We start from the raw sequence: 20,034 nt of genomic DNA, 5'->3' as shown, positions 1-20,034 counted from the left end.
CTGTCGGGCAGTGGTCAAGCAGGTCTGAATGGCGGCATCAATGAATTGTTGCTGTATATGGTTTTTGCGCACGCTTCTTCTTTTTCAACTTATGATTGCGTAACGAGAAGGCCCTGTTTTCCTTCATTTTTTGTTGTCTGTATCAGAAACGAAAATCAACCAGTGCGCATGCTATTGGTTTTTCTGGCTCTTGTGCATTGATGTTCGACATCGAAAGTCCGTCTTTGCGACAAAAGACGGGTTTTCTGGCGAATTTTGCGGGTTATTGAATGCCGGTGATCTAAATAGCGTCACATCGGACTTTGCAGTCTGTAAGGCTATAGAACCAAAGAAGGCGGATCCCCAGGATCCGCCTTTAACTTTTTGTCGATATGTTCCCTCTCCAACGAGGTGTGGAACGTCGCGCACCTTTGATTTGATGGTTGGGAATTTCTAAATGTTATCAATAAACGGCGTCACGCAATACTGACCCAAACCGGACCTTCGGCACGGTCAGGGTCAAGGTCTGCAGTGCGGACAAAGTGTGCTTTCGCTGGGGTTGCTAAGAAGGTCTGCTTTGGTCACATTCGAGGCGGCGTGATTTGATCGAAATGTCTTGCCACTCTACTCGATCATCTTGAACGCATACCGGAGAACGGTCGCGATTGTGGCCTTATCGACCCCTTCTTTTTGCATCCGCATTGCCCCACCGTTTTGAGCGTCGAAGTACAGCGCGGCGGCATCAGTTGGGATTTGAGCACTGCACTCCCCTTTGGATTTGGCGGTCTCGATCCAAACCATATAGGCGTCCAACACCTCATCACGAAGCTGATCCACGCGTTCACCTGTAGCTGACCCAAGGCTATCGCGCTGCGCGCGCATTGCGACGAACAGGCAACCTGACGGAACCCCGAGCGCCTCCCGGTCTTGCGTTGTAAACGCCACCAAGGCGGCCTTTGCAGCCGCAAAATTCTGATCTCGTTTTAGAATGTCGAATAATGGCAACAGGGCCAAGCTGCGGTAGCTCTCAAGTGCTGCACATTTCAAGCCATCATCGCTTCCAAACTCGCGGTAGATTCCGGGTTTTGACGCGCCTGTCAATTTGCAGATCTCGCCGATGGAAACGTCGGTCGGGCTGACACCCCAATATTGCATCAATGCGGTCTGTAGAACGTGTTCGCGTTCCAGCGTCTTTGGTCGCCCTCGTTTTTCTGCCTTTTTCATTTCGGACCTCAAGGTACTTTAAAGTTGACTCATATCTTACGTACCCATAGTTACGAAATAAATATGGAAAACACCACACACCCTACAGGAGCCTGAATTCGATGCCAAAAGATCCGATTGGAATGCTGGGCCGCATAAACGCGGCAAGCCTGATGATGATTACGCCTGAGTTCTTCAAAGTGCGGCGTCTGCGTATGAAAGGGGCAGCAAAAATCAGCGCGACCCCGGCGCGTTTTGCGATGAAGCCAGAACGCATGACTTTGGACGGTGTGGATATCCGCTTTGCGCGTGCTGGTAATCCGAACGGTCCGACCGCGCTTTTTCTGAGCCCACTACCACAGAGCATCCTTTGCTATGATAAGGTTTGGGGCGCTCTTGCGGTTGACGCCAATTTGGTCGCGCTCGATCTGCCGGGATTTGGCCGCAGCGCAGGTGACATGAGCTTTATGACTTTTGAGGCGCAAAGCGCATTCCTCGAAAAATTCATCTCGGAACTGGGCCTGACGGACATTCATATTGTTGCCCCTGATATCGCGATGCCAGTGGCGCTGCATTATGTCATTCACCGCGATCACAACGCGGCAAGCATTCTGCTCGGGGATGGACCGGGCATTCTGCCTTCGGACAACGGGAGCCTTGTCACCAAGATCATTCATTCCGGATTTTGGCGTTCGATGGTGAAAATGACGGGCGCGCGCGCATTCATTGCTGGTGCCATCCAGCTTGGGTATTTGCACTACAGCCCATCAGCAGAGGAAGTCGCAGATTATGTAGCTTCCTATAGCGGGCGGATCGGACAGGTTTGCTCATGGTTCAAGCATTACCCGGAAGGCTCCAAAGCGATTGATCCCCATCTGGATGCACTCGATGTGCCGGTCCACGTTTTTTGGGGTGATCAAGACGCTTTCCTGACAACCGACAATGCTGAGCGATTGCACAAACGGCTCCCCAAGAGTGCCTTGACCATTTTTGAAAACTGCGGCCATTTCTGTTATCAGGACAAGGATCAGGAATTTACCCAACTGGTCCAAAACTGGATCACGGGCGGATACCGCTTGGGCGATACGCATGGCTGACGTTTTCTATGTCTCAATTACCGGATTGCAGCTGAAAAGAGTCTGGCATGCGCCGACGTTTTGGCGTCATGCAGCCGCATCGATGTCGCAAGCAAAGGCAGCGGATGGATGCCTCTCGGCAGATGCACGCACAATCAATGGCGTTCATCACACGTTAACTGTTTGGACGTCTCGCAAGGCAATGCTGGCCTACCTTTCTGAGGGTGCACACCTCAAGGCAATGAAGGCATTCAAATCGTTTGCGACCGGTAAAGTGTATGGCTTTGAAACGACAAAGATTCCCGAATGGCCGATAGCCCATACCCTCTGGCTCGAGAAAGGCCGGCAAGTCTGACGAGACGTCTCAACGCTCAAGAAGCATGATGCATAAAGAGCAAGACCGATCTTTTTACACTGCGCGGCATCGGTCACTCTCGTCTCTTTGCTATCGTTCAATGCTCCGCGCTTCGTGGTCCACTGTGCGGTAGTTTTCTGCCATCTTTGCGTTATATGCGAAGGGCTGCTTTGGCAGGGCTTGCATCAAGTGAGTTGGTTAATTTGTCGCTTTCTCGTCGTATGCCTGTCGCGCAGCATCAATCAGGGCGAGATTTTCCAGTGCCCAATAGCCCAAGGCACTGACAGGCTCTCGGAAGGACTGACCCATATCAGTTAGATTGTATTCAACTTTTGGCGGGATTGTCGGGTGATAAGTTCGGTTCACAAGGCCATCTCGTTCCAACTCTTTCAGGGTCAGGCTGAGCATCCGCTGCGAGATGCCAAGGTTGCGCTTGAATTCGTTAAACCGCAGCGTTCCGTATTCGGCCAAAGAGATCACAACAAGCACGCTCCACCTGTCACCTACACGCGAAAGCACTTCATTGATGCGTTTGCAATCGGGGCATTGTTTGTCATCCAGCATGGCGGTTCCCTTTTTGTGACCGAGGTTCATAAATGTGCCTTCTTGCAGCGCATGATGGTTCCTCATAGATAGTCGGTTACAAATGTATACTGCCCAAATAGGGCGCTGACAATAGGATCAGGCATATGACCGCGAAACCACTCAACGACCTTTTGAACTGGCGCTACGCCACCAAGAAAATGGACCCGTCCAAAGCTGTACCGCAGGAAAAGGTGGATGCGATTGTCGAGGCGATCCGCATGTCCCCGACATCCAGTGGCACGCAACCGTTCGAGTTGTTTGTTGTGACCAATCCCGACATTCGCAGCAAGATCGCTGAGGCTGCTGGCGGGCAAGCGCAAATAACTGATGGATCGCATCTGTTGGCCTTTGCGGCTTGGGATAATTACACGGCCGAACGGATCGACAACGTCGTCGACCTCAATGTAGCGGCACGGGGCGACCTTCCGATGCTGCACGCCTATTACGACAATCTGAAGTCCAATTACCTGCCGCGTGAGGCGGAGGTCAATTACGCCCATGCCGCGCGCCAAGCCTACATCGCATTGGGCATTGCACTGGTCGCCGCCGCCGAGCAAGAGGTCGACAGCACGCCGATGGAAGGCTTTGATCCCGATGCCGTGGACAAGATCCTTGGCCTGAAAGAGCGCGGTTTGCGGTCGGTTGTGTTGTTGCCTCTGGGCTACCGCGACGAGGGCAGTGATTGGTTGCTGCCAATGGGCAAAGTACGCAAGTCCCGCGATACCATCGTCACTGAGGTCAACTGATATGAGCATTCTACGCAAGCTCTTCCGCGCGACACCAATACCCACAACCGATGGGGCGTTCAGCCCGTCCCCCTTGGCAATCAAACTGGGCACATCGACCACCACGGATTACGATGGTGGGGCTTATGCCAAACCTTACGTGGGCCCCAAAAATCGCGTGCTGATGATCTGCACCGAAGAACGCAATATGACGATGGCTAACGGCAAAAAGTTCTCTACGGGTAACCATCCCGTCGAGATGGGCCTGCCTATGCTTCATCTCATGAACGCGGGTTTTGAAATTGATATTGTGACGCCAACCGGCGCTCCCGTCGCGATCGAGGAATGGGCGATGCCTGCGGATGATGCAGACGTAAAAAGGCTCTATCGTGATTATGCAGATGCCTTTGCAAATCCGGGCAGCCTTGCGGATTTTGTCGCGCACAAGATGAATGATGAGGCACCTTATGCTGCCGTCTACATCCCAGGAGGCCATGGTGCGATGCTCGGGCTTCCCGGCAATGAGGATGTCGGGAAAGTGCTGCACTGGGCGCATGAACGGGACCTATTCACACTGGCTCTTTGTCACGGCCCAGCCGCGTTATTGTCCGCGAAGACTGAAAAAGGGTTCTTGTATGAAGGATACAAGATGACTGTGTTCCCAGATTCGGTCGACAAACAAACCCCCATGATCGGCTACTTGCCAGGCCCGATGCCGTGGTGGGTGTGTGAGAAATTGACTGCTCTGGGCGTGCAGATCACCAACACAAAAGCCGATGCGTCATGCCATATTGATCGTCGCCTGATTACGGGCGCGAGCCCCAAGGCCGCAAATGCTTTTGGCCGACTGGCTTCGGAAACATTGCTGAAATAAATGCGCAAGCTCGAAACTGATCGCAAGGCACATTGCCGACTTTCGTGCGCCTTGCAGCATCAGTCGGATTGGGCTCGAAGCGGTCTGATGCATACGCGGCATGGTACACCTATATGATAAGTCCAAAGCAGTCATAGCAATCGTGCTATTATCCATCGTCAGCGCGATGCCGACGCTTGGGTTTGGAGGGCGGTATGGAGGGCAGAATATGCCTAAAGTACAGCTTCCAGCAATCACCCCCAAACAACGAGCTTGGAACAAAGGTCGCATCATCGGGCAAAAGCGCCCGTTGCGACCAAAACAGGTCTGGACCATCCGAGCGCGTCTCGAACTGGCAAACAATTTGCGAGATCTGGCGCTCTTTAATGTCGCGATCGATAGCAAGTTGCGAGGATGCGATTTGTTATGTCTCAAGGTGAGCGACCTCGTAAATGCTGATCAAGTGCGCGAACGTGTTTCGGTGGTGCAAAGTAAAACAAAGCGGCCTGTTCAGTTTGAACTGACTGAAAATACGCGTGATTCCGTTGCCAACTGGGTCAAAAGTCCAGAAATGTTGAGAGGCAGCTTCATGTTTCCAAGTCGATTCCACGACCATCCCCACATTTCAACACGCCAATACGGCCGACTTGTCAGGGATTGGGCCGCAGCGATTGGCTTAGAACCCAGTGGCTACGGCACGCACTCAATGCGCAGGACGAAGGCCGCTGAAATTTACCGTAAAACTGGGAACTTGCGAGCAGTACAACTGCTTCTTGGCCACACAAAGATCGATAGCACTGTTCGGTACTTGGGCGTCGAAGTCGAAGATGCCCTAAGCATTGCTGAGAAGATCGACATTTGAACTTTAGGCGAGCGGCACAAGCCGTTCGCCTTCCGTAAGCAGCCATGCAGCAATCGTCCTCTGATGACCGCTCTGAGCCCAAAGGGGCGAATGCTGCACCGCGCATAGATGGCGGCTTTAGAGAACCGTTTAGATGGAGACAGTCATCCGTCCTCTTGGGGTTGGTTTACGTAGCCAGCCCGTTCTTGATCCATTGCGGAACGCCAACGTGTGCGTAAAGCCAGCGCATTTTCTGGTATCCGTTGCTCAAGAGTATCCGCCGAAATCATACGATCCGTGCGGAAGTAACGAAAGCCACTTCGAAGTTCACACCAAGCCGCCAGAATGCGTCCTGCGTCCCGATAACCAAGTAGAATTGGCCAGACCACGCGCGCCGTGCACCCTCCTGAACCGTCTTCGTATACCAACGTTATCTTTCGATGCCTACGGATGGCATTTCTAAGGGATGAGAAATTGACGAACTCAAAGGCTGGAACAACAGGTGCGATACTCGTAGCAGGTTCCAACACGTGTGCCCGTAGGCGTTCAGGTACGACAACTTCGATCTTGGCAAGTAAGTTAAGAGCGGCTTTTGCCAAATCTGGCTCGCCTCTACTTGCAACCCAATGCGGACCCAAAACAGCTGCATTCAGTGCATCGGACGTCAACATCAACGGCGGCATATCAAATCCTTTTTCAAGGACGTAATCGACGCCAGCTTCTCCTCGGATGGGGACGTCTTGCGCCTTTAATGCCGCGATATACGGACCGTTTGGATGATCCCAGCTCATTTGCAATATGCTGTGCAGAAATCGGTTCTCGCGCAAGGCGGAGAAGTTGGACAATTTCGAATAATCGCTCGGCTTTTCGCAAAAACAGTTCCTCGTGTTGAATGCTGCCATGATGCTGTCAGCATGCCATATTTATATCTCCAAGCAAACGTGTGAGTAAGGTCGTTGAAACATGAGAGGGAAGACTATGATAAAGGGAAGTTGCTGCTGCAAAGCGGTCCAATTTGAGTTGACTAATGAGCCGTCATTTGTTGGCACGTGTCACTGCTCAAGGTGTCGTAAGATTGGCGCAAGCACCATCGCATTTGTGAAAAAGGAAGACCTCAGGTGGATTACAGGTAAAGACTATGTTCAGGCTTTTGAACCGACCGGCCCGTACATTTATGCACGATGTTTTTGCAAAGTTTGCGGCACGTCACTTGGCGAGATATTATCCACTGAAGACAGTTTCCCAATCGCGGCAAATGCCCTTGATGGAGATATCGATCTCACGAACCAATCCCATGAGTTCGTTGGTGAAAAACCTTCATGGTATAACATCTGCGACGACGCCCCTCAGAACAACGGTCATCCAGAAAAGGCGTAAGCGGACCCTCAGATTGTTCTATCAAAAGGGCACTTTGTCCGCTTAGCAGACCTTCAATCATCCAATTGGCATCAAGCGACCTCTGCAATTACGGAGAACGGCAGCAAAGAGCCCTCTTTACCGAATGCCGTCCCGCAGCATTTTGCGTGTGCAGCAAAATCATCCTGACATGGACGGCCCTTTTCGGCCGTTGACCGAGCGACCAGATGCAGCTTTGCAGTTTTCACATTGCGGACGTTCGTTCTCACAACAGCATCTTATGGTTCCATCATCGGTGAGCGTGCTATGTTTTAGTTCAAAGCATGCTCGAAACGACCCTGCCTCTTGCTCCAGCAGGCTTGGTCAATTGTGCCAATCAGTCTTTGAAAATGGTAAACAACTCTTGCGGTTGGTCGACGCCGCGCAGCATGTAGCGCCCCAAAGAAATCAGACCAAACGCGTTATGGTTGATATCTTGGGCAACGGCTTGGGAAATGACGATGCGCTGACCTAAAGATTGGTGCATCGCTGAAATCCGGGCCGCCAGATTTACTTCTGGGCCAATCACAGTGAAATCCAGACGCGCATCCCCGCCCATGTTGCCATAAAGCACCGGCCCGGCATGGACCGCCATTGTATAACCTAGTGTCGGCAGGCCCCTGGCGATGCGTGCCAGATTGCAATCAGCCATTTCCTGCTCCAGTGCCTCAGTCGTTCTCAGTGCACGTTGTGGGGCGTCGGAAAGCTGATGGCGGTCAAAAATTGCCAGTAACCCATCACCCATGAATTTTAGAACATTCCCGCCATTTCCCTCGATTTTTTTAACAACTATGCCGAAATAGTCGTTCAGCATCGCAAGCAAAGCTTCGCCCTCAATCTGCTGAGACATGCTCGTGAAACCAGCCAAATCAAAATAACAGATCACTGCGTCAATCCAATGAGACGAGCCGCGCTGTATTTCCCCTGAAAGTACCCGCTGACCGGCGTCGCGCCCCAAATAAACTCCTAAAAGATCCTCCGCCATATGCCGGTTTGATCCAGATTTCAGGGTAAGGCACAGGACCGGAAAGGTCTTTCGGATCAGAATAATATCACGTTCGGAAAAACCTTCGGCTGCGTGAGACATCCAAGACATCATCACTCCCTCAATACCATCTTCTAATGCCACAGGGGTTCCTTCTTCCCACCCGCTGAAAGCAACGGCGGAAGCAAAATAGTCGGTCGCTCCCACGGCTTTCATTTCATTTAGCAATGCAAAGCTACTGGAGTGATTCGTTCCACAGAGCCGTTCACGGTAGTTTGCCAGCCCGTGAGACAGCATATGAAAAAAAGGACTGGCACGCCAATTATCTGGGGATTGTGTCGCGTGTTCATACTCATGCCTCACTGGCCCTTCGCTATTGAGCCAGTCAAAGCCAACACCGCCATAAACCGGATGCAGCGCATTCATTGTGACATGGGCCCGCATCAGGGGTGTACCCAGCGCCACAAGCTTCTGACAATAAGCTTCAAGAATGTCGATTTGCGGATGACCAAGAATCCCCTCCTGAACCAGCCAAGTAGAAAGTTCATCCACCCTTGGATCTTCGACCCTGTCGTAATTCAGCGTATTGTTGGTCATTCTGGGAACAGGCTTTCTGGTTTTCATACTGACGGAGTTTTCAGTCTCTCTCGAGTTCAGACTACGCTACAAGCAGTTTGTGTTATGCTCCAAAGAATTATTTGGCGGAAACTGACCCATCGAAAACTGGCGCGCTCACTAAAATGACGATGATCAGACGCACGACCGCATTCCGCGCTGCGGCGAATTCACCCTTTGTCCGTTGTGCCGACGTTGGCTTCACGCCTCGACTCCGTTTTTGTGTGCAATCGTAGCGAACGCCAAATTTGAGCCCAAAGCGCATGATGCTGCGTTCGACACCAATGGCTGCTTTTGTGCTTGATAGGGAAAAAGACCCTGGAAATTGGCAAAGATACAGATTGGTTCAAATGTCATAATTTGGTCAAATCTGTCATTTATTGAAATCCAGTGGAACGTCGAAGGAATATTTTAATGCAACAAATGACAATAGAAAAACCTGCAAAATTCGGGTTGATTGGCTTCTTGCTCGGCATCGCAAGTCTTGTCGTTATCCTCATTCAACTCTCGGCACTTTTTGAACCTCAAGAAAAGAGTAGCGGTTCTGTCATTGGAGAGATTGCAGCTGACATTAAGCAGTCGGCCGCGCGTGCATTATCAGGGAGTGCAGCTCCAGAGCCCACTCCGCCACCGAATTCTTTTGGTCAATTCATCACAACTGGGGCGCTCTGCGTAGCTGGGCTCGCGGTGATACTTGGCGGCGTAGGGCTATACCGCAACGAACCACACCGGCTTTCATATTTGGCTGTAGGGGTCGGCATATCGACACTTGTCATGCAATATGTGTTTTGGTTAGCAATCCTGATTTGCGGTGTAGCTTTGCTTATCAGCATTCTCGGAAATCTCGGTAGTATTTTTGACTAGACGCAGAAACTGTCATCTACAAAGCAGACTTCCGCCGTTTTATACTTGATGGCAACTAAGTCCCGCTTAACAGACCTTAATACCTCAATAATGCTGCAGCAACGTATCAATGTCTGCTTCGGGAAAGTTGCGCGGCAGCGTGCGGGACCAACGCGAACGGTAGTTTTGGGCCGTTCGTGCTACTTTGCAAAGTATACTTTCTGCGCAAAGCTGCCATTGATCAGAATGGCGTCTAACGGCAGCTCCCAGCCCAAAGCAGACATGCAGACACCATATTTCCCCTCACCTAATAAGTGAATAGTGCTGTTCTGAAAGAACCGAAGAAGCCGATACAATATCAAAGCCACCAAGGTCGGCTTTGGGCCGCCCGCTTCTAACTCCGGCAAAACTACAGTTCAATCTGATCTTAAGATATTGTCGCTAGGCTCTATCTCTGATGAGAGGACTGTGCGCATGCCCAATGACTATCGTTTCTACCTTTACGTGGTTTTAGCGGGTGGAGCTGCGATCTATGGAGTCTCTTTAGCCCCTCCGTTAACGACCGGGGGCAATGCAGGCATGACCGGCATCAGCCAAACTAAATTCGACGAAACGGTCAGTCAGGAACTCACCTATTGTCTAGAGCAGGCCAACGAAATCGATTGCCGATGTTTTGCGAATTTATCCGGCGTTATTCTAGCTCATAATGAACCCAGAGTGCCGGGTGCGGTGTATGCTGACAAACAAGAACTGGCGCGGGGGCAAGCAACGGGAACCTGTTAAGAAGTTGCACCTGCAAAATCTAGATTGCGCCCTATCTCAAGCATGGGCGACCGTGTCCTTGGTAACGTTGGGCTTCAGGCGACCGACTGGCAAACAGGTCGATATCTGATACAAATGCTGCACTGCTGATGAATGTCTGCAATCGGGAAGCTGCAACGCCAAGAAAACAACATCTACTAAGGTCTGCTTTGAGCCCACTTTCCCGATATTCTGTGCCGAAGCTAAAGTCCGCTTTGGGGAAACAGGCAAAATAGGCTCTGAAGTTACCGCCCAAAGCCTTTATTCACCGGTTCCATCCGTGGCGATCTGCAGCTGTCGCATTGCTGCCATTCATTCATCTTGCAGCAATTTGTTGGGCAAAACGTCGACCGCCGAACAAAATCACCGTTTATGCCAACTTTCGCAAGGTCGGCGTCCAGTACGTCGCAATCACGATTGATTGTTGAAATCCAATTGAGCTCACGTCGCAGCAAGACCGTATAAACCCAAATTGTTTAGACAAGTGGCGCCTAGCTTTCCGGCAATCTAGTCAGCTGTGGTTGACTATTAAAGAAATTCTATTGTGTGGTGTTGCGGACAGGTTTCTGGATGCTCTAATGCTGTCGTTAAATTAACCTATAGTAGAGAACCAGTTATGACTTCAGAGGGCACTCATCTTGATCCGGAAAACTGGGACGATTTCAGCCACGACATGCATCAGTTGATGGACCAATGCCTCGCACGTATGAAGCAGGCTAGGGATTTACCGTGGCAACCTATGCCAAGCGATCTTGCCGACCGGTTATCTTTACACGACTCGACAACAGGGGCTGGTTCTGCACAATCCTTGGACCAGTTAGCGAAAGACATTATGCCTTATGCGACTGGCAACACCCATCCAAAGTTCTTCGGCTGGGTGCATGGCGCTGGTTTGCCAGTATCAGTTGGAGCCGAATTGGTGGCGGCCACAATGAATAGTAATTGCGGTGGCCGTGATCACGGAGCGATCGAAGTGGAACGTGCCACGTTAGATTGGTTGCTTGGTGTATCTGGCATGCCTAAGACGGCTTCGGCCATTTTAACCACAGGAACATCACAAGCGACGATCTTGGCGCTCACTGCCGCGCGCAATAGGCAGTTTGGTCATGACGTCCGAAAGACGGGTATTCAATCGCTCCCAAAGATCGCTGTCTACGTGCGTCGCGGGACCCATTCATGCATTGGCAAGGCCCTTGAGGTGATGGGGTACGGCACGGATGCAATCCACGTGGTCGATACAGATGAAAATATGCGTATGGACATAGCGTCGTTGGCCGTGGCTGTGGCCGAAGACCAAGCAGCGGGCCGGGTTCCTTTGGCCGTCATCGGCACTGCTGGATCAGTGAACACCGGGTCTTTTGACAAGCTGAACGCCGTCGCAGATTTCTGCGCAGAACAAGATATTTGGTTCCACGTGGATGCTGCGTTTGGGTTCTGGGCAAAGCTGGCGGAGCACCCTTGGAAGCAACTGACTGACGGGATGGAGCGGGCCAATTCGATTTCCTGCGATTTTCACAAATGGATGTCTGTGCCGTATGATTGCGGTGCTTGCATGATCTATGATCGAACTCTGCACTTTGACACATTTACGTCGCGCCCTAACTATCTGGAACAACAGGAAGAAGGGTTGGGCGGCGGCGACTTGTGGTTTTGTGATTACGGACTTGAACTGTCACGCGGATTTAGGGCTCTCAAGGTATGGACAGCAATAAAGGCAATTGGAACCAAGGCCTTTTCGGCATCCATTACTGACAATTGTAAGCAGACATCTCTAATGGCTGATTTGGTTCAGGCATCTGACGTGTTAGAACTTTCATTCCCCGTGTCATCCAATGTTTGCTGTTTCTACGTCACGCATGGTGACGTGAATGAGATAGCTGCTGAGCTTCAGATCAGTGGCGAAGCTGTATTCTCGACGACCTTTATTAAAGGAAGGCCATGCCTTCGTGCCGCGCTGGTTAATCATCGCACCACATCGGACAATATTCGCCAATCAATTATAGCTGTTGAGAAAGCAGTAAAACGACGGAAATAGCATTATTGGCAATGTTTTAGCCGCGAGCTTTAAACGCATCTGATGACCTTCATCGATCTTCGGTCGTTAGGCCAAGCAGGAAAACTATACTCTTTAGGCACCGCGCTGAACGTAGAGAAAAGGCCCCAGACTTAGCTAGATGGCGAAACCAATGACTTTCGCAGCTGCAAGAAAGTGTCCAATTCAATAGAAACACCATCACTTCTGCGTTCAACCATTTCAACAAGTTCAGTGGCAGCTTTGCGACCCATTTCACGGTGTGGAACATGGACCGTGGTGAGGCTGGGGTCTACTATTTGCGCAATTTCAATATCATCGAACCCTGTTATCGATAGATCGGTTGGCACGTCTATTCCAAGCTCCTTTGCACGTCGTAATGCACCTACTGCCAACACGTCATTCCCACACATAACTGCTGTAGGGCAAGGCTTGGCCTGAAGCAGTATGTCCATTGCTTCAGCACCATTTTGAAAGCCAAAATCCGTCTCAACCACATGTAAATCATCAGGATTATTGCCCGCTTTTAGAACTGCATCACGTATACCTTCAAGTCGTTGTGATGCGCGGTCGTTGCCATCTGTGATGCCAGAGATGACACCAATGTGCCGATGGCCGTGTGCTATCACTTGGTCGGCCAGGCCACACATCGAATTGCGATTATCAAAACCGATAGAAGGCTGATCATGATCTTTTGAAAATGCCCAGGCGATAAGCACAGGCACTTTCTGTTGTTCGAGGTATTTGTAAATCTCTGGCTCGCGATCGTAACCGATTAAAAGCAGCCCGTCGGCCCCCCGCGCAACAAGGGCCTTTATCTGGTCCTTCTCCACATCTGGTCGATACGCACTGCTAGAAACAAGTAATGTATAACCATGGTTACGCAGCTCTTCCTGAAAGGCCTGAAGCCCACGCGCAAAGATTGCATTTTCCATAGTGGGAATAATTGCACCGATGGTGAATGTCCGCTTGGCGGCCATGACGCGTGCGCCAAAGTTTGGTGTGTAACCTAAGTCTTTGACTGTCTTCAGGACACGATCCAGCGTGGTCTTTGCGACCTGCTCGGGCAGGTTTAGACAGCGCGAAACTGTCGCTGTCGAAACACCTGCGGCTTTAGCGACATCGTCGAGTGTTGGGATGGATCGGTCAGCCTGCATGTTTGCCTTGTCCGTATTTTCAATTTTCTTATATCAGAATGAAGCGAATTGGAAAACGATCAAATAGATCAGTTGCCCCCACTGAATGTACTTACCTGAAGTAAATGTAAGCGCTTGCTTAAAGTAAATGTAAGCGCTTACAGTGGTAATGTGAACCGATTCGTCCATTTGGGAGTTCGATATGTTTCTTGCAGCGTCCGTTGTTGTTTTTGCCATCTACTTTGCGAACGTCGCATTGGGTGCTTTTGCAGATTCCGCCTTTCTAGGCGACGTGGGTGAAATGTTGGTTCTGTTGGCGGCGTCAATCTTATTCGTTGTCGCAATTTTGAAAAAAGAAGCTGACCACAAAGATAAAAACGGCAGCTAACGATCTTCTGGGAGGAAGCACTATGACTAATGAAATTAAAGAATTGGCTTCGGCGGCACGCCGTAATTTCCTTAAATTGACAGCAACGGGTGGCTTTACTGCTGCGATGGTTGCTGGTGGTGCAGGCATGCTTTGGTCTTCTGAGGCTGCAGCCCAGACCGCCAATGAAGAACGCGATCGCGAAAAAGCAGCAGAGCACACCATGATCATCGGCACAGCCTATGTACTGGGTGCGTCACGCAGCTATCCGATCATGCAGCTTGACCTTAAAGAGAACATCCAGAACGCCACAAACGGCAAAGTATATGTGAAACTTGCGCCGGGTGGCCAGCTGGGTTCAGGCGGCAATCTTGTGCAAAAAGTACAGGGCGGCACCATTCAGGCAGCGCAGCACTCTGTTTCTAACTTCGCGCCTTTCGCGTCCACAGTTGACTTGATCAACATGCCATACCTTTGTGGTTCAAACCAACGCTTTACGAACCTTGTGAACTCTGACTTCTGGAACGCCAATGTGCACCCGAAAGTCGAAGAAGCCGGTTTCAAGGCATTGTTCTATGTGAACATTGATCCACGGGTTGTCGCCGTACGCAAAGGCGGCGCTGGTGCCGTGCTTAGCCCATCTGATCTGTCAGGCGTTAAATTCCGCGTCCCAGGTTCCAAGATGTTGCAGCAGTATTACCGTATGGTTGGTGCCAACCCGACGCCAGTTGCTTGGGGTGAAACACCTTCAGCGATTAAACAAGGTGTTGCAGATGCGCTCGATCCATCCGTTGGCGCATTGTATGTCTTTGGCTTCAAGGACATCCTGTCACACGTGACCTTCACGCAAGCTGTTCCAGACAGCCAAGTGTATTCATGTAACCTGGAATGGTTCAATTCCATGCCTGCCGACATTCAAGAAGGCATCATGTGGGGCTCTGAAATGACAGCGCACCAAAACCTTTCCAAGGTACCGTCTGCCCGTTCTTACGCAATGGCTGAACTGGCTAAAGCAGGCGTGCAATTCCACAGCCTCAGCGAAGATCAGCTGAACGAGTGGAAATCTGTGGGCGGCTATCAGTTGGCCGAGTGGGACAGCTTCAAGACAGAGCTTGCAGGCTCAATGGACGCTTTCAACAAAATGGAAGAAGCGGCCAGCACACAAGGTAAGTATTACGTACACGACGCGTAAACATTTCCAGCCGGGCGTGCAGAAGTTGCGCCCGGCACTTTCCCTTTTCTGACCGAACTAGAGCACACCCATGCTTTGCGTGGATGAATTTCGTTTGGCCAACAGTTAGGATGAACAATGGGTTTTCTAAAAAGAATTGACCGCGACGCCGAACGCTGGCTGCTTTTGACCTTTTACACGATGCTGGTCATTACAATGGCGATCGAAGTGTTGCGACGCGAAGTGTTTTCTTATTCCTCGATTTGGGGGGAAGAAATTGTTCGGTACTCATTTATCTATCTTGCATGGATTGGTGCTGCTGCTGCCGTCAAAGAACGCGCGCACATCCGTATTGACGTCGCGATGCACTACCTGTCACCGCGCCCAAAAGCAGTTCTATACATTTTTGGCGATCTGGTGATGTTCTTCGTCGCTTGTATTGCGCTCTACTGGTCATACGAAACAGTACATATCTCGGCCAAGTTTGGTTCGGTGACTGACGGGCTTCGCATCTCAAAGGTGTGGTTCTTGATGGCTGTGCCGCTGGGATTTACGCTGATTGTTTGGCGCCTACTGCAATCGTTCGTCCGTGATTTTCGCAGCCTGAGGGACGGTACACCCGTCTATCAGGGCGACACATTATTTGATTAAGGGAGCGTAACGATGCTTTGGAACCAAGTTGCACAGACTGTCGAACTAGGTTGGGACTTTTACCTCCCAGTGCTCCTTTTCGTTGCGCTTATTGCGTTAGCGGTACCTGTTTGGGCCGCCATCGGTACCGCCGCGATTACCATGTTGTACATGTCCGGCGATCTACCGCTCAGCCTTGTTGGTGAAAGCCTTTTCTCTGGCATCGATGCTTTTGCTCTTACCGCCATTCCCCTGTTCATTCTGACTGGTGACGTGCTGGTCCGTACCGGGTTGTCGCGAAAATTTTTGGATGTAGCCGAGGCTTTGACCAACTTTACTAAGGGCGGTTTTGGCTCTGCCACAGTTTTGGTTTGTGGCATGTTTGCGGCCATCTCGGGGTCTGACGCGGCGGGCGCTGCAGCGGTAGGGCGTATGACGATCGCACGACTGGTTGAAGCTGGATATCCACGCCCTTACGCCTGTGCGCTTGTGGCGGCAGGGGCTTGTACTGGCATCCTAATCCCACCGTCCATCGCATATATCATCATCGGTCTTGTGTTGGGCATATCGGCGTCCACATTGTTTCTAGCAGCCCTTATTCCCGGCGTTGCAATCTTGCTGTCAATTTTGATTACAAACCTGATCGTCAACCGCATCTACGGCTACGAGGGTGGCGGCAACATGTCCTTTGCTGAGTGGGGCACCAACTTGCTTCGTTCACTCAAATCTGGCTGGTACGCGTTTATCGTTCCCGGCATCATTTTTTATGGCATCTTCTCTGGCCGCCTTACACCAACCGAAGCTGGTGCCACCGCAGTTGTGGTCACAATTTTGATGGGGTTCTTTCTTGGTACCCTTAAATTGGCTGACTTCCCAGCGATGTTGGTCAGTTCTGCCAAGGTGAATGGTGTGATCTTGCCGATCATCGCATTCTCGGCCCCCTTGGCTGAAGCACTGGCGATCATGGGTGTACCGCAAGGGTTTGTAACCTCTGTGACCTCGCTCACAAACGAGCCTTGGCTTCTAATTCTGCTGATGATCGGTATCCTCATCGCAGCTGGTTGTGTGATGGAAACGACGCCTAACATCGTGATCCTTGCACCAATTCTTGCACCACTCGCAGATAACATCGGCATGAACGAAATCCAGTTCTGTATCATGATGATTACAGCACTCGGGGTAGGTTTCATCACGCCACCGCTCGGGCTTAACCTGTTTGTCGTCTCGGGCATTACAGGTGAATCGATTTTAAAAATCGCCGCGCGCGCCGTTCCTTTTGTACTTTGCATGTTCTTTGTCGTGTTGCTGATCGCTTATATTCCAGCAATTTCAACAACCTTGCTGCCTGATATTCTTAAGTAGGACCAAACTATGACACTTGAATACCTCAAAAAAGCAACCCTAACTGCCAACTCGGATGCATCCGAAACGCATGAAATCGTAAAAGGCATTTTGTCTGATATCGAAGCGGGGGGTGATGCAAAGGCACTTGAATACGCCAAGAAATTCGACCGTTACGAAGGCAATGTAATGCTGACGCCGGAAGAGATTGAAGCGGCCTGTGCCCTTGTCTCTGACAAGCTGAAGGCGGACATCCAATTCGCCCATGAGAACGTCAAACGGTTTGCCGAGGCGCAAAAGGCAACTGTTTCAGATGTCGAGATTGAGATCGTACCAGGCATGATCGCGGGCCAAAAAGCCATCCCAGTCGATGCTGCGGGTTGCTATGTTCCAGGTGGTCGTTACAGCCACATCGCAAGCGCGATCATGACAGTGACAACAGCCAAGGTAGCAGGTTGCCACCACATCACAGCCTGTTCACCACCCCGCCCCGAAATTGGTGTGAACCCAGCTATTGTTTATGCGGCCCATATTTCAGGTGCTGATAAGATTATGGCCTTGGGCGGCGTGCAGGGTGTTGCTGCGATGACGTTTGGTTTGTTTGGTCTGCCAAAGGCAAACATCCTTGTCGGCCCAGGCAACCAATTTGTTGCCGAAGCCAAGCGCATTCTTTTTGGCCGTGTTGGAATCGACATGATCGCGGGGCCAACCGACAGTCTGGTTCTTGCTGACAAAACAGCAGACCCATTGATCGTTGCGACGGATTTAGTCTCACAAGCAGAGCACGGTTATAACTCTCCAGTTTGGTTGGTTACAGATGATCGCGCGCTGGCAGAAAAAGTTATGGACTTGGTGCCGGGCCTGATTGACGATCTACCTGAGCTGAACCGTGAAAATGCATTCGCTGCGTGGCGCGATTATGCCGAAGTGATCTTATGTGCCGACCGCGAAGAAATGGCCGCATGTTCTGACAGCTATGCGCCAGAGCACCTGACCGTTCAGGCCGAAGACCTGAAGTGGTGGTTGAACAGGCTAACGTGTTACGGCTCGTTGTTTTTGGGCGAAGAAACAACAGTGTCTTATGGCGACAAAGCGACTGGGACAAACCACGTGCTGCCAACATCTGGTGCGGCCAGCTACACAGGCGGCTTGTCTGTGCACAAGTACATGAAGATCGTCACATGGCAGCAGGCAACGCGCGAAGGGTCTAAGCAGGTTGCGCAAGCGACAGCTCGAATTTCACGCCTTGAAGGCATGGAAGGCCACGCACGTGCGGCAGATGTGCGGCTTGCTAAATACTTCCCGGGTGAAAATTTCGACCTGACCGCAGATGGTTAACTCAGATCGCCTACATCCGAAGAGTATTTTTGACCTGACAGGTCGTGTCGCATGTGTAACCGGGGCCAGTTCAGGCCTTGGTCGGCGCACGGCGATCGCGCTGGCAGCTTCTGGTGCAGAGGTTGTTGGTGTTGCCCGCCGTGGCGATGTACTTGAAAGCTTAAAGGCTGAAATCGGCGACAGCTGCGCGGTTGTTGTGGCCAATGTTGCTGATCGGGCGGGTATCCCTGATTTGGTTCATGCCGTATCTGCGCCTTTTGGCGCACCTGATATATTGGTCCATGCGGCGGGTATCAACACACGTGAGGCGGCTGATGATGTAACATCAGAAGGCTGGGATCAAACCGTTGCGCTGAACCTTTCGGCACCGTTTTTTCTATCGCAAGCGATGGTGCCTGAAATGCGCAAAAAAGGTTGGGGACGGATCGTGAATTTCGCATCACTTCAAACAACCCGCGCATTTCCGGGTGGTATTGCTTACGGAGCGACCAAAGCGGCGATTGGCCAGTTGACCCGCGCGATGGCTGAAGCCTGGTCAAAGGACGGCATTACTGCCAACGCAATCGGACCGGGGTTCTTCCCGACCGAACTTACGCAAGCGGTCTTTGACGATCCTGAACGCGCCGCGCGAAATGCTGCCCAAACCTGCATAAACCGTAATGGGCGAATGGAAGACATTGATGGGCCGTTGATCTTTTTATGCTCGGACGCGTCCGGCTATGTGACGGGTCAAATTTTAATGGTCGACGGGGGGTATACTTCAAAATGAAAGCACTGGTTTATGACGGCGTTGAAACGCTTACCTTTCGCGATGTACCTGACCCTGTTGCCACAAGTAACGAACACCTGATCCGTGTGGAAGCGGTGGGCATTTGTGGCTCCGATATGCACGCCTATCTCGGTCATGATGTGCGCCGGCCTGCTCCACTAATCCTTGGCCATGAAGCCGCAGGCGTCATTGTGGGTGGTCCAAATGATGGAATGCGTGTCACGGTCAACCCTTTGGTCACTTGCGGGACCTGCGCCGCATGTAGGTCTGGCCGCGAGAACCTTTGCCCAACGCGCCAGATCATCTCGATGCAGCCCCGTGAAGGGGCATTTGCCCAATTCGTTACAATGCCGATGCAAAACCTTGTCGAAGTCCCAAAGGATGTGCCACTGGCAAAAGCGTCATTAGCAGAACCTTTGGCAGTTAGTTGGCACGCTGTGCGGCTTGCGACTGAAGCGTTGCACCCGACGGCGCAGCGACGCGCATTGGTGATTGGTGGTGGAGCCATCGGATTGGCCGCATCCCTTGCCTTAAAGGCAATGGCCGTGGCGGATGTGACGATTATCGAACCCAACGATGCACGCAGGACGTTCCTCAGGGATACGTGCGGCGAACATGCCGTTGCATCGACCGACGACCATTTCCCCTTGGTCGTGGATGCAGTTGGCTACAGCGCAACACGGGCGATGGCCTCTGCCTTGGCTACGCCAGGTGGTGTGATCGCACATGTCGGATTGGGCGAAGATTCAGGTGGGTTAGACATCCGGCGCATGACTTTGCAAGAAATCACATTCATCGGCACCTACACCTATACCGCACAAGATTTCCGCGACACTGCACAGGCGATTTTTGATGGGCATCTTGGGCCGCTTGATTGGTTCCAGACACGGGATTTATCTGAGGGTGCCAAAGCCTTTGCTGAATTGCGGACGGGGTCAGTGGCCGCACCAAAGATCGTTTTGAACCCGTGGCCTTAACAATAAGTGAGAATAGA

General features: G+C 51.5%; 22 protein-coding genes and 1 pseudogene. 17 read left to right on the top strand and 6 right to left on the bottom strand.

What is annotated here, in order from left to right; all coding sequences use genetic code 11:
• The coding region (locus tag V7775_RS15170) for a hypothetical protein (protein ID WP_335752750.1) at positions 1-201 on the top strand (201 nt) is incomplete at its 5' end.
• A gap of 402 nt (positions 202-603) precedes the next feature.
• On the opposite strand, the gene V7775_RS15165 is transcribed toward V7775_RS15170, so the two are convergent.
• Positions 604-1,203 (bottom strand): TetR/AcrR family transcriptional regulator, encoded by a 600-nt coding sequence (locus V7775_RS15165; protein WP_335752749.1) that lies wholly within the window; start codon positions 1,201-1,203, stop codon positions 604-606.
• A 101-nt stretch (positions 1,204-1,304) separates the two neighbouring features.
• Here V7775_RS15165 and V7775_RS15160 point away from each other — a divergent pair, with 101 nt between their 5' ends.
• Together V7775_RS15160 and V7775_RS15155 are read left to right on the top strand one after the other, a co-directional pair.
• Positions 1,305-2,279 (top strand): alpha/beta fold hydrolase, encoded by a 975-nt coding sequence (locus tag V7775_RS15160; protein ID WP_335752748.1) that lies wholly within the window; start codon positions 1,305-1,307, stop codon positions 2,277-2,279.
• Positions 2,272-2,613: a hypothetical protein gene (locus tag V7775_RS15155; protein ID WP_335752747.1), complete on the top strand. Its 342-nt coding sequence runs from the start codon at positions 2,272-2,274 to the stop codon at positions 2,611-2,613. Before V7775_RS15160 ends, V7775_RS15155 begins: the two co-directional genes overlap by 8 nt.
• A gap of 198 nt (positions 2,614-2,811) precedes the next feature.
• Here the strand turns inward: V7775_RS15155 and V7775_RS15150 are convergent, their stop codons facing one another.
• Positions 2,812-3,207 (bottom strand): winged helix-turn-helix transcriptional regulator, encoded by a 396-nt coding sequence (locus V7775_RS15150; protein WP_335752746.1) that lies wholly within the window; start codon positions 3,205-3,207, stop codon positions 2,812-2,814.
• Positions 3,208-3,302: 95 nt separating this feature from the next.
• On the opposite strand from V7775_RS15150, the gene V7775_RS15145 reads away from it, so the two are divergent.
• From V7775_RS15145 to V7775_RS15135, 3 genes are all read left to right on the top strand, one after another.
• Positions 3,303-3,944 (top strand): NAD(P)H-dependent oxidoreductase, encoded by a 642-nt coding sequence (locus V7775_RS15145; protein WP_335752745.1) that lies wholly within the window; start codon positions 3,303-3,305, stop codon positions 3,942-3,944.
• A gap of 1 nt (position 3,945) precedes the next feature.
• Positions 3,946-4,797: a DJ-1/PfpI family protein gene (locus tag V7775_RS15140; protein ID WP_335752744.1), complete on the top strand. Its 852-nt coding sequence runs from the start codon at positions 3,946-3,948 to the stop codon at positions 4,795-4,797.
• A 208-nt stretch (positions 4,798-5,005) separates the two neighbouring features.
• The gene (locus tag V7775_RS15135) at positions 5,006-5,638 is read left to right on the top strand and encodes a tyrosine-type recombinase/integrase (RefSeq protein WP_335752754.1); all 633 of its coding nucleotides are present in this window, start codon (positions 5,006-5,008) and stop codon (positions 5,636-5,638) included.
• A 143-nt stretch (positions 5,639-5,781) separates the two neighbouring features.
• On the opposite strand, the gene V7775_RS15130 is transcribed toward V7775_RS15135, so the two are convergent.
• Both V7775_RS15130 and V7775_RS24840 read right to left on the bottom strand, forming a co-directional pair.
• Positions 5,782-6,408 carry a helix-turn-helix transcriptional regulator gene (locus tag V7775_RS15130; protein WP_335752743.1) on the bottom strand — a complete coding sequence of 209 codons (627 nt, stop codon included), beginning with the start codon at positions 6,406-6,408 and terminating at the stop codon, positions 5,782-5,784.
• A gap of 7 nt (positions 6,409-6,415) precedes the next feature.
• A pseudogene (locus V7775_RS24840) lies at positions 6,416-6,490 on the bottom strand (hypothetical protein); the annotation flags it as partial.
• A gap of 90 nt (positions 6,491-6,580) precedes the next feature.
• Here V7775_RS24840 and V7775_RS15125 point away from each other — a divergent pair.
• Positions 6,581-6,994 (top strand): GFA family protein, encoded by a 414-nt coding sequence (locus V7775_RS15125; RefSeq protein WP_335752742.1) that lies wholly within the window; start codon positions 6,581-6,583, stop codon positions 6,992-6,994.
• Between the two features lie 355 nt (positions 6,995-7,349).
• On the opposite strand, the gene V7775_RS15120 is transcribed toward V7775_RS15125, so the two are convergent.
• Complete coding sequence (locus V7775_RS15120; protein WP_335752741.1) at positions 7,350-8,594, bottom strand: adenylate/guanylate cyclase domain-containing protein; 1,245 nt, start codon at positions 8,592-8,594, stop codon at positions 7,350-7,352.
• Between the two features lie 432 nt (positions 8,595-9,026).
• Between V7775_RS15120 and V7775_RS15115 the strand changes: the two genes are divergently transcribed.
• From V7775_RS15115 to V7775_RS15105, 3 genes are all read left to right on the top strand, one after another.
• Positions 9,027-9,476, top strand: a complete 450-nt coding sequence (locus V7775_RS15115) for a hypothetical protein (protein WP_335752740.1) — start codon at positions 9,027-9,029, stop codon at positions 9,474-9,476.
• A gap of 453 nt (positions 9,477-9,929) precedes the next feature.
• A complete protein-coding gene (locus tag V7775_RS15110) occupies positions 9,930-10,238 on the top strand; it encodes a hypothetical protein (protein WP_335752739.1) in 309 nt (102 codons plus the stop codon).
• 634 nt (positions 10,239-10,872) lie between these two features.
• Entirely contained in the window at positions 10,873-12,291 is a 1,419-nt protein-coding gene (locus tag V7775_RS15105; protein WP_335752738.1) for a pyridoxal phosphate-dependent decarboxylase family protein, read from the top strand.
• A 131-nt stretch (positions 12,292-12,422) separates the two neighbouring features.
• Here V7775_RS15105 and V7775_RS15100 read toward each other — a convergent pair whose 3' ends face one another.
• Positions 12,423-13,445: a LacI family DNA-binding transcriptional regulator gene (locus tag V7775_RS15100; RefSeq protein WP_335752737.1), complete on the bottom strand. Its 1,023-nt coding sequence runs from the start codon at positions 13,443-13,445 to the stop codon at positions 12,423-12,425.
• Positions 13,446-13,626: 181 nt separating this feature from the next.
• On the opposite strand from V7775_RS15100, the gene V7775_RS15095 reads away from it, so the two are divergent.
• The 7 genes from V7775_RS15095 (at position 13,627) to V7775_RS15065 (ending at position 20,017) form a co-directional block, all read left to right on the top strand.
• Entirely contained in the window at positions 13,627-13,812 is a 186-nt protein-coding gene (locus tag V7775_RS15095) for a hypothetical protein (RefSeq protein ID WP_335752736.1), read from the top strand.
• 22 nt (positions 13,813-13,834) lie between these two features.
• A complete protein-coding gene (locus tag V7775_RS15090) occupies positions 13,835-14,983 on the top strand; it encodes a TRAP transporter substrate-binding protein (RefSeq protein ID WP_335752735.1) in 1,149 nt (382 codons plus the stop codon).
• A 117-nt stretch (positions 14,984-15,100) separates the two neighbouring features.
• A complete protein-coding gene (locus V7775_RS15085; protein ID WP_335752734.1) occupies positions 15,101-15,613 on the top strand; it encodes a TRAP transporter small permease in 513 nt (170 codons plus the stop codon).
• A gap of 12 nt (positions 15,614-15,625) precedes the next feature.
• On the top strand, positions 15,626-16,954 hold the full coding sequence (locus tag V7775_RS15080) for a TRAP transporter large permease (RefSeq protein WP_335752733.1): 1,329 nt from the start codon (positions 15,626-15,628) through the stop codon (positions 16,952-16,954).
• Positions 16,955-16,963: 9 nt separating this feature from the next.
• Positions 16,964-18,271: a histidinol dehydrogenase gene (gene hisD / locus V7775_RS15075; protein WP_335752732.1), complete on the top strand. Its 1,308-nt coding sequence runs from the start codon at positions 16,964-16,966 to the stop codon at positions 18,269-18,271.
• Positions 18,264-19,040 (top strand): SDR family NAD(P)-dependent oxidoreductase, encoded by a 777-nt coding sequence (locus V7775_RS15070; protein WP_335752731.1) that lies wholly within the window; start codon positions 18,264-18,266, stop codon positions 19,038-19,040. The genes hisD and V7775_RS15070 overlap by 8 nt, the downstream gene beginning before the upstream one ends.
• Complete coding sequence (locus V7775_RS15065) at positions 19,037-20,017, top strand: zinc-dependent alcohol dehydrogenase (RefSeq protein ID WP_335752730.1); 981 nt, start codon at positions 19,037-19,039, stop codon at positions 20,015-20,017. Before V7775_RS15070 ends, V7775_RS15065 begins: the two co-directional genes overlap by 4 nt.
• Positions 20,018-20,034 lie beyond the last annotated feature (17 nt).

The sequence above is a fragment of the Sulfitobacter sp. genome, assembly GCF_036960155.1.
In the GTDB taxonomy this organism is placed as follows: Bacteria; Pseudomonadota; Alphaproteobacteria; order Rhodobacterales; family Rhodobacteraceae; genus Sulfitobacter.
This window is presented reverse-complemented; position numbering and strand designations above follow the sequence as displayed.

Bases quoted from the DNA above. Each gene is read 5' to 3' on its own strand.
- V7775_RS15140 (WP_335752744.1), top strand. From the start codon at position 3,946: ATGAGCATTCTACGCAAGCTCTTCCGCGCGACACCAATACCCACAACC.
- V7775_RS15135 (WP_335752754.1), top strand. From the start codon at position 5,006: ATGCCTAAAGTACAGCTTCCAGCAATCACCCCCAAACAACGAGCTTGG.
- V7775_RS15095 (WP_335752736.1), top strand. From the start codon at position 13,627: ATGTTTCTTGCAGCGTCCGTTGTTGTTTTTGCCATCTACTTTGCGAAC.
- V7775_RS15100 (WP_335752737.1), bottom strand. From the start codon at position 13,445: ATGCAGGCTGACCGATCCATCCCAACACTCGACGATGTCGCTAAAGCC.
- V7775_RS15105 (WP_335752738.1), top strand. From the start codon at position 10,873: ATGACTTCAGAGGGCACTCATCTTGATCCGGAAAACTGGGACGATTTC.
- V7775_RS15085 (WP_335752734.1), top strand. From the start codon at position 15,101: ATGGGTTTTCTAAAAAGAATTGACCGCGACGCCGAACGCTGGCTGCTT.
- V7775_RS15070 (WP_335752731.1), top strand. From the start codon at position 18,264: ATGGTTAACTCAGATCGCCTACATCCGAAGAGTATTTTTGACCTGACA.
- V7775_RS15110 (WP_335752739.1), top strand. From the start codon at position 9,930: ATGCCCAATGACTATCGTTTCTACCTTTACGTGGTTTTAGCGGGTGGA.
- V7775_RS15080 (WP_335752733.1), top strand. From the start codon at position 15,626: ATGCTTTGGAACCAAGTTGCACAGACTGTCGAACTAGGTTGGGACTTT.
- V7775_RS15130 (WP_335752743.1), bottom strand. From the start codon at position 6,408: ATGAGCTGGGATCATCCAAACGGTCCGTATATCGCGGCATTAAAGGCG.
- V7775_RS15150 (WP_335752746.1), bottom strand. From the start codon at position 3,207: ATGAACCTCGGTCACAAAAAGGGAACCGCCATGCTGGATGACAAACAA.
- V7775_RS15155 (WP_335752747.1), top strand. From the start codon at position 2,272: ATGGCTGACGTTTTCTATGTCTCAATTACCGGATTGCAGCTGAAAAGA.
- V7775_RS15125 (WP_335752742.1), top strand. From the start codon at position 6,581: ATGAGAGGGAAGACTATGATAAAGGGAAGTTGCTGCTGCAAAGCGGTC.
- V7775_RS15120 (WP_335752741.1), bottom strand. From the start codon at position 8,594: ATGACCAACAATACGCTGAATTACGACAGGGTCGAAGATCCAAGGGTG.
- V7775_RS15145 (WP_335752745.1), top strand. From the start codon at position 3,303: ATGACCGCGAAACCACTCAACGACCTTTTGAACTGGCGCTACGCCACC.
- V7775_RS15115 (WP_335752740.1), top strand. From the start codon at position 9,027: ATGCAACAAATGACAATAGAAAAACCTGCAAAATTCGGGTTGATTGGC.
- V7775_RS15090 (WP_335752735.1), top strand. From the start codon at position 13,835: ATGACTAATGAAATTAAAGAATTGGCTTCGGCGGCACGCCGTAATTTC.
- V7775_RS15165 (WP_335752749.1), bottom strand. From the start codon at position 1,203: ATGAAAAAGGCAGAAAAACGAGGGCGACCAAAGACGCTGGAACGCGAA.
- hisD (WP_335752732.1), top strand. From the start codon at position 16,964: ATGACACTTGAATACCTCAAAAAAGCAACCCTAACTGCCAACTCGGAT.
- V7775_RS15160 (WP_335752748.1), top strand. From the start codon at position 1,305: ATGCCAAAAGATCCGATTGGAATGCTGGGCCGCATAAACGCGGCAAGC.
- V7775_RS15065 (WP_335752730.1), top strand. From the start codon at position 19,037: ATGAAAGCACTGGTTTATGACGGCGTTGAAACGCTTACCTTTCGCGAT.